We start from the raw sequence: 6,858 nt of genomic DNA, 5'->3' as shown, positions 1-6,858 counted from the left end.
TCCATCAATTCTCCTTCTTTATTCTTGTTCTCTGATTCTATCATAAAACAAAAAAGTTTTCCACAGGTCAGAAGATAAAAGTTTTCCGAGTTATCCACAGATAAAAAAAGACAATTCACATTGTGCACAATAGTTATCCACAAGTTGTGAATAAAAAAAGAAACCCTCGTAAATAAAGGGAGGGCAACATTTTTATGATGTGGATAAGTTTGTTTCTTTTTTCTCATCAATTCACAGGTCAAATTAGCTTGTTGATAATTCTGTTAAAATCTTCTTCCGTCGAAAAGTGGATCTGAATAGTTCCAGAGTGATTTTTGTGATAACGAAGAGTAACGGGGAGACCAAGTGATTTTTCTAGTTCTTTTTCTTTATCTTTTATGTGAATATCTTTTTTTGATTTTTGTTTTTTAGGAAGTTCTTGAAGTCTTTTTTCCAGAGTACGAACGGACCATTTTTCAGTAAGCACCTGATGATAGATAGTTAATTGCTTTTGGGTATCCTCAACAGATAAAAGCGCTCTAGCATGTCCTTGACTCAGTTTGCCATTTTCGATACTTGTCTGTATCTCTTTGGGAAGTTGGAGGAGTCTGAGAGCGTTACTGATATAGGGCCTGGATTTTCCCATAGCTTTTGCCAGTTCCTCGTGACTGTAAGCTAACTCATTAATTAAACTACGATAGGCCTTTGCTTCTTCAATAGGATTGAGATTCGAGCGTTGTAAATTTTCAATAATAGCTTGTTTACGACTCTCTTGATCTGAGACTTCCTTTACGACTGCAGGGATTTCTGTCATTCCCAGACGTTTACAGGCACGTAAACGTCTTTCCCCAGCAATTAGTTCATAACCAATAATGTCCGATTTTCGGACAATGATTGGCTGTATCAGTCCATTTTCAGCGATTGATTGGCTTAGTTCTGCTAATTCTTCATCAGAGAATTCTATACGAGGTTGAAAAGGATTTGGGTAGATTTCACTAATAGGTAAAGCTTTGAGTTGTTCTTGCATGTTATTCCTTTCCAAAAAAGACCTTTACATTATTGTAAAGGTCTTTTGACAGATTTGTCAATGACTTAGTCAGATAAGTCTTCTGTAGATTTTGTTAATTTAAGTTCTTCAGTTTTCTTCTCTTTACCACGATAGAAGGTTACCTTGATTGTATCTCCGATACTATGGCTGTAAAGATTGGTTTGAATATCAGTTTTTGAGCTGATTTCCTTACCGTCAATTTCAGTAATAACATCATTTTCTTGAAGTTTACCGTCAGCTGGCATACCTTTTTGAACGCTACCGACAACAACTCCAGATTTAACTTCATCTGGTAAATCTAATTTAGAAGTTGCACTGCTAGAAAGGCTATTAAGATCGGCCATTGAGATTCCTAGGGCTGGGCGTGTAACTTTACCGTCTTTTTCCAATTGATTAATGATTTCGACAACATCGTTTGATGGAATGGCGAATCCCATACCTTCAACGGCACTACCAGCGACTGCTGACGTTGATGAAATCTTACTTGAGTTAATACCGATAACTTGTCCTTCAATATTGACTAAGGCACCACCAGAGTTACCAGGGTTAATGGCAGCATCTGTTTGGATAGCATTTGTTGAGACAGTTTCACCATTGTCGTTTTGCATAGTTACGGTACGGCTAAGGCTAGATACGATTCCCTCTGTTACTGAGTTGGCGTATTCGGTACCAAGTGGGCTACCGATAGCAATTGCCTTTTCACCAACTGTGAGGGAGTTTGAATCTGCAAATTCTGCGACGGTTTTTATTTTATCTGAAGAAACTTTGACAACTGCTAGGTCAGAGTAAGTATCTTTACCAACGAGTTCACCAGTAATTTTTGATCCATCTGAAAGCATGATTTCAAGTTTTTTAGCACCATCAACAACGTGGTTGTTGGTTACGATGTAGGCCTCTTTCCCATCTTTTTTATAGATAACACCGGAACCTTCACCAGCGACTTGCAATCCATCAGAATCTTTTGATTTGTCTTGGCTAGAATCAGAACTATCATCTCCACCAAAAATACGACCATAAAGTTCATTTAGGGAATCTGAAGATGAGCCTTCTTGGTAATTGATGACAGAAACAACGGCATTTTGTACTTTCTTAACGGCCTTAGTTGTATCTGTTGTATTGTTGTATACGGTCTTAGCTGTTTTAACACCTGTATCTGTTGTATTGGTAAAAGATACCCCTGCTGCTGTTAATAGGATAAAGGCACCTAGTAGACCACCTAGTAAGCCAATAACAAGCATTGCAATTGGCGCTACTATTTTTTTCCAGTTAAATTTTTTCACGTTTAGTCCTCCTTTTTGATAAACATATCAAAGTAAGCTTAATTATATCATAAAGTGATTTTAAAAAACAGTTATCAACAGTCTGTGGATAAGTTTCAAAAAGTGTAGATAAAAAGCGATTTTATAAGGATAACTATAGATGCTTGACACGAAAAAGGTGTGGATAAGGTGTTAAAAGATTGTGGATATGTGCTATAATAAGCCTATGAAAGTTAAATTGATTACCGTTGGAAAACTGAAAGAAAAATATTTGAAAGATGGCATTGCGGAGTATGTCAAACGACTAGGACGCTTCACAAAATTTGAATCTATAGAATTAACGGATGAAAAGACGCCAGATAATGCAAGTGAAGCTGAAAATAAAGCTATCCTAGACAAAGAAGGACAGCGTATCTTGGCTAAAGTAGGTGATCGTGATTATGTCATTGCCTTAGCTATTGAAGGAAAACAATTTCCCTCGGAACAATTTGCTAAAGAGTTAGAGCAAGTGACCCTTAGAGGCTATTCAGATATTACTTTTATTATAGGGGGCAGTTTGGGACTCTCTCCAACAGTAAAAAAGAGAGCTAATCGATTGATGAGTTTTGGTCTCTTAACATTCCCTCATCAGCTTATGCGCCTTGTATTAGTAGAACAAATTTATCGTGCATTCATGATTCAGCAGGGAAGTCCTTATCATAAGTAGAAAAAAGGAAACAGACATGTTCAGAATGAAAAAACGCTCCTATCGTGTTTTTGAAGGATTACGAGTAGCAACTCTTGTTAGTTATATAGGAGGCTTCATTGATGCCTATACTTACAATACTCAAGACGGTCGATTTGCAAGTATCCAGACAGGCAATCTCCTCTATTTGGTCATTCACCTTGTTGAGGGGCATATTGCAAGAGCTTTTAGCTATGTAATACCTATTTTTTTCTTTGTTTTAGGTCAGTTTTTTGTTTTTTTTGTTAAGAAGTGGCTCATTAACCATAAGTGGGGATGGCATTTGCAAGCGATTAGACTTGCCCTTCTCTTGATGACTATTCTTGCAATTATTACACCATACGTTGATTCTACTATTACGATTGCAGGCTTGGCATTCTTCGCCTCTCTTCAAGTAGGTATTTTTAAGCGAGTCAGAGGTGTAAATTATGCTTCCTTTATGATGACTGGTAATATTACTAATACTTCTTTAACCATTGCTAGGGCTATTGACGAGGGTGATGCCAAAGTGCTTAAACAAGCTTCTTATACAACTATTATCATCTTTACATTTATGGTAGGAGTCGCAGCCTCAACTTGGTTTGCTCAATATTTACATGAATACAGCCTATATACGACTTTGCTTCCCTTGTTTGTTTTAAATTATTTCTTATTTATCGAGGCAAAAGAAAAACGCAACTAGAGATTCTAGATTGCGTTTTTTATCTGATCCCAGCAGGATTCGAACCTGCGACCGTTCGCTTAGAAGGCGAATGCTCTATCCAGCTGAGCTATGGGACCAATAACTCTATTAGTTTACAAAATATATAGCAACATGTCAATACTTTGTAAAAGCAAGATAAAAACTAACGTAAAATTCGAATAAATTTAGCAAAATTTAATATTTTTTTTGAAAAAAAGTATAGACAAAACCGAATACTCTGATATAATAATAAGAGTATTAACGAGATAAAAATCTCAGAACTTGGTCCGTTGGTCAAGGGGTTAAGACACCGCCTTTTCACGGCGGTAACACGGGTTCGAATCCCGTACGGACTATTTTTGCTACTTAGCAGTTTTATCCGCCATAGCTCAGTTGGTAGTAGCGCATGACTGTTAATCATGATGTCGTAGGTTCGAGTCCTACTGGCGGAGTGATAAGACACCTCAAGTTGTATAGCTTGAGTTTTTTTGTACCCAAAGTTAAATAGGTCTGGAACACTTGTTCCAGACCTATTTAATTTAAGATAATCAGCTTTTTTGAATAATAGTTGTTTTTCTGATGAAGTAAGCGTAGCAACAAAATATGATACTTGCCAATAGACTAATCAATGAACCTGTCTTAAGTCCATAGGGAATAAAGGTTAGAACAACTTTTCCTTTTCCACTAGTGACATCGACTTTCATGAACCCCTTTTGAGCTCGTTGAATCTTAACTTTTTTATGATTTATGGTCGCTGTCCATCCCTTATCATATGGAATGGTAAAGAATAGTGACGCATTCGTTTTACTGCTATAATCAACGAACACTTTATTTTTTGACATAGTAACCTTGCTATCACGTTCATTAATAGTATCCATAGCTATCTGATAGTTTTGAGTATCAAGGGCATAAAAACTAGGATTATCAAAGGATATTGCTTTATTGCCAGGGAAACTAAGTTTGATGGTAACCATTGATTCTGTTTCAAAGTAGCCAAGGTCAAAGAAATCAAAGGTATTGTCAGTAACTTGATTCTTTGTCACACCGTTTACAGTAATTGACAGAGAGTGGTTATTGTCATCAGACCAAGAAATATTAGGAATACTAACATGGAGTTGACTATGTGGTGGAGCAATAACTTGATAGGTGATTGTTACAAAATCTTTATTCGAGTTGCTAACGTTTTTAGCCACGCGCTGATTCAAAAATCTAGCATCCTTATCAAACAGTTGAGATGGAGCTCGTTTAAAATAGGTTAAGTTAAGTCCAGAGAGAGTATTCAGCAAGCTAGTTTGATTGTCAAGCGTATTGACAGTGAAGTCAATATTATTGTAAATGCCATCAGTTAAGATAGCAAGCTGACTTGCATTATTATTTTGATAAAGTCCTATTGTTTTCTCAGAAGTTACGTGATTAAAACCATACTTATTAAGGTCAAAGTTCGATAAATTATATTTTATTCCGAAGAGACTATCAGCGATAATGGTGTTATTTTGGTAACGTAGGTTTAAATTAGTCCCTTCAGATTTGAAGCCTAACCTATCGAGTGTTGAGCTTGAAGCGGTATTTCGAATGGATGAAAACTGAGAAATACCATTATAATTGAATTTCATACTGTCGTTACCAGTTTGAGCCTCTAACCTTTCAGTACGGTAAAAAGTTTTATTTGCTTGCTTAGTTTTTGAAACTAGTTTTGTAATGGCAGACATATTTCGCAGATAGCCTTCATGAGTTGGGAATACCCACTCATTTCCAAGAGCTCCAACAACATAGTAAGTACTTAATGTAAGCTCAAAAATGCAGAATAAGAAGGTGAAACAGCGAAAAACACTCCCAGGAATTTGCTGTCTAAAATAGCTAGTAAATAGAATAGCATAGGCTAGGAGAAATGCTAGACTTAATAGCCAGGAGACTGATTCAATAAAGCTATAGTGAGATTGGAAAATCCAAGTTAGTAAGTAAGCGGTACTCAATCCTAAGAAAGATAGGAGGAGTCTTTTAAAAGAAAACTTTCTAATTCGGTTGAGTGTTTCTCCTGCCAAAAGAACAATTAGGAGAGATAGTAGCCAAGAATAGCGATGGAGAAACATGTTGGGTGCATGCATTCCTTGCCAAAACAAATCAAGAGGCTGTAAGTAGAAGCTAGCGATAAAGAAAGCTACTAATAAGAGGTAACCTAGACGTAATGATAGCTTGATTTCCCTACTAATAAAGAAAAGTAGAAAAAGAATCAAAGGTAAGATTCCCACATAAATCATAGGGATTGATCCGAATTTAGTAGTATCGTAAACTCCAACGAGATTTTTCGCAAAGAAGTCAAAATAATAGGTAGACTCTGTCAACAAACTTGACGCACCTGTAAATTTTTCACCATGTGTTGTCAAGTCAAGTAGCGTTGGTAACAGCATGACAGCACTACTTAAACCAGCTAGTATAGAGACAATTCCAAAGTCTATGAAATGAAGAATCTTACTCTTCCACCCCTTGATAGTTATCAATTGTACTATGGTGTAAAGGGTTAGGAAAATAGCCATCATATATCCAAAATAGTAGTTTTGGATAAAAAGGCAGGTTAGACTAAAAAAGTATAAGCCCCGTCTATTGAATCTTAGTAAGAGGTGTAAACCTAATATGATTAGAGGTGCTAGAATAAAGGCATCTAGCCAGGTGTTAATTTCTAACTGACTGGTAGCAAAGCTCATCAAAGCAAATCCTGTAGAAAGACATAGGATGAAACTTCTTGACACTTTTGTAAAGAGACGCTTAAAGCTAAAAGCTCCTGAGAGCCCAATAAGACCGAACTTAAGCAGTGTTATATAATAAAAAGCATCGGCCATTTGGTTGACAGTAAAGAAATAGTAAAGTGGAGACAAGAAGGAACCTAAGTAATAGCTTGTTAGAGCATAGAAATTAAGGCCTAGTCCACTTGTAAAGGTGTAAAAGAGGCTTCCATCTCCATGAAGTATATTCCTAAGTCCAGTTGCAAAAATCACATACTGATGAAAACCATCACTTGTTAAAATAGTCCGCTCACTACCAGGATAGATTTTTTGGCTATACAGCACACCTATCATGATTAGTACTGGCAAGAAAAAGGCAGCCAGATAAAATAATAAAGTCGTATGGTATTTTTTATTTGTCATAATGATACTAAGACAGGTTGGGA

General features: G+C 36.4%; 5 protein-coding genes and 3 tRNA genes. 4 read left to right on the top strand and 4 right to left on the bottom strand.

Annotated features, from left to right (window positions below; translation table 11 throughout):
• Window positions 1-238: 238 nt before the first annotated feature.
• Together ACWPVZ_RS06740 and ACWPVZ_RS06735 are read right to left on the bottom strand one after the other, a co-directional pair.
• Window positions 239-1,006, bottom strand: a complete 768-nt coding sequence (locus ACWPVZ_RS06740; RefSeq protein ID WP_037598566.1) for a ParB/RepB/Spo0J family partition protein — start codon at window positions 1,004-1,006, stop codon at window positions 239-241.
• A gap of 65 nt (window positions 1,007-1,071) precedes the next feature.
• Window positions 1,072-2,307 (bottom strand): S1C family serine protease, encoded by a 1,236-nt coding sequence (locus ACWPVZ_RS06735; protein WP_002892211.1) that lies wholly within the window; start codon window positions 2,305-2,307, stop codon window positions 1,072-1,074.
• A gap of 205 nt (window positions 2,308-2,512) precedes the next feature.
• On the opposite strand from ACWPVZ_RS06735, the gene rlmH reads away from it, so the two are divergent.
• Both rlmH and ACWPVZ_RS06725 read left to right on the top strand, forming a co-directional pair.
• Complete coding sequence (gene rlmH / locus ACWPVZ_RS06730) at window positions 2,513-2,992, top strand: 23S rRNA (pseudouridine(1915)-N(3))-methyltransferase RlmH (protein WP_037598563.1); 480 nt, start codon at window positions 2,513-2,515, stop codon at window positions 2,990-2,992.
• Between the two features lie 16 nt (window positions 2,993-3,008).
• Window positions 3,009-3,692 carry a YoaK family protein gene (locus ACWPVZ_RS06725; protein WP_070577141.1) on the top strand — a complete coding sequence of 228 codons (684 nt, stop codon included), beginning with the start codon at window positions 3,009-3,011 and terminating at the stop codon, window positions 3,690-3,692.
• 24 nt (window positions 3,693-3,716) lie between these two features.
• On the opposite strand, the gene ACWPVZ_RS06720 is transcribed toward ACWPVZ_RS06725, so the two are convergent.
• Window positions 3,717-3,790, bottom strand: a tRNA-Arg gene (locus ACWPVZ_RS06720).
• Window positions 3,791-3,976: 186 nt separating this feature from the next.
• On the opposite strand from ACWPVZ_RS06720, the gene ACWPVZ_RS06715 reads away from it, so the two are divergent.
• Window positions 3,977-4,048: transfer RNA gene (locus tag ACWPVZ_RS06715), tRNA-Glu, on the top strand.
• A gap of 22 nt (window positions 4,049-4,070) precedes the next feature.
• Window positions 4,071-4,144 (top strand) — tRNA-Asn (locus ACWPVZ_RS06710).
• A gap of 96 nt (window positions 4,145-4,240) precedes the next feature.
• Here ACWPVZ_RS06710 and ACWPVZ_RS06705 read toward each other — a convergent pair.
• Window positions 4,241-6,835 (bottom strand): YfhO family protein, encoded by a 2,595-nt coding sequence (locus tag ACWPVZ_RS06705; RefSeq protein WP_414341113.1) that lies wholly within the window; start codon window positions 6,833-6,835, stop codon window positions 4,241-4,243.
• Between the last annotated feature and the right edge of the window lie 23 nt (window positions 6,836-6,858).

Source organism: Streptococcus sp. Marseille-Q6379 (assembly GCF_965119505.1).
Note: the sequence above shows the minus strand (reverse complement) of the source record. Positions and strands in the feature narration are given on the sequence as shown.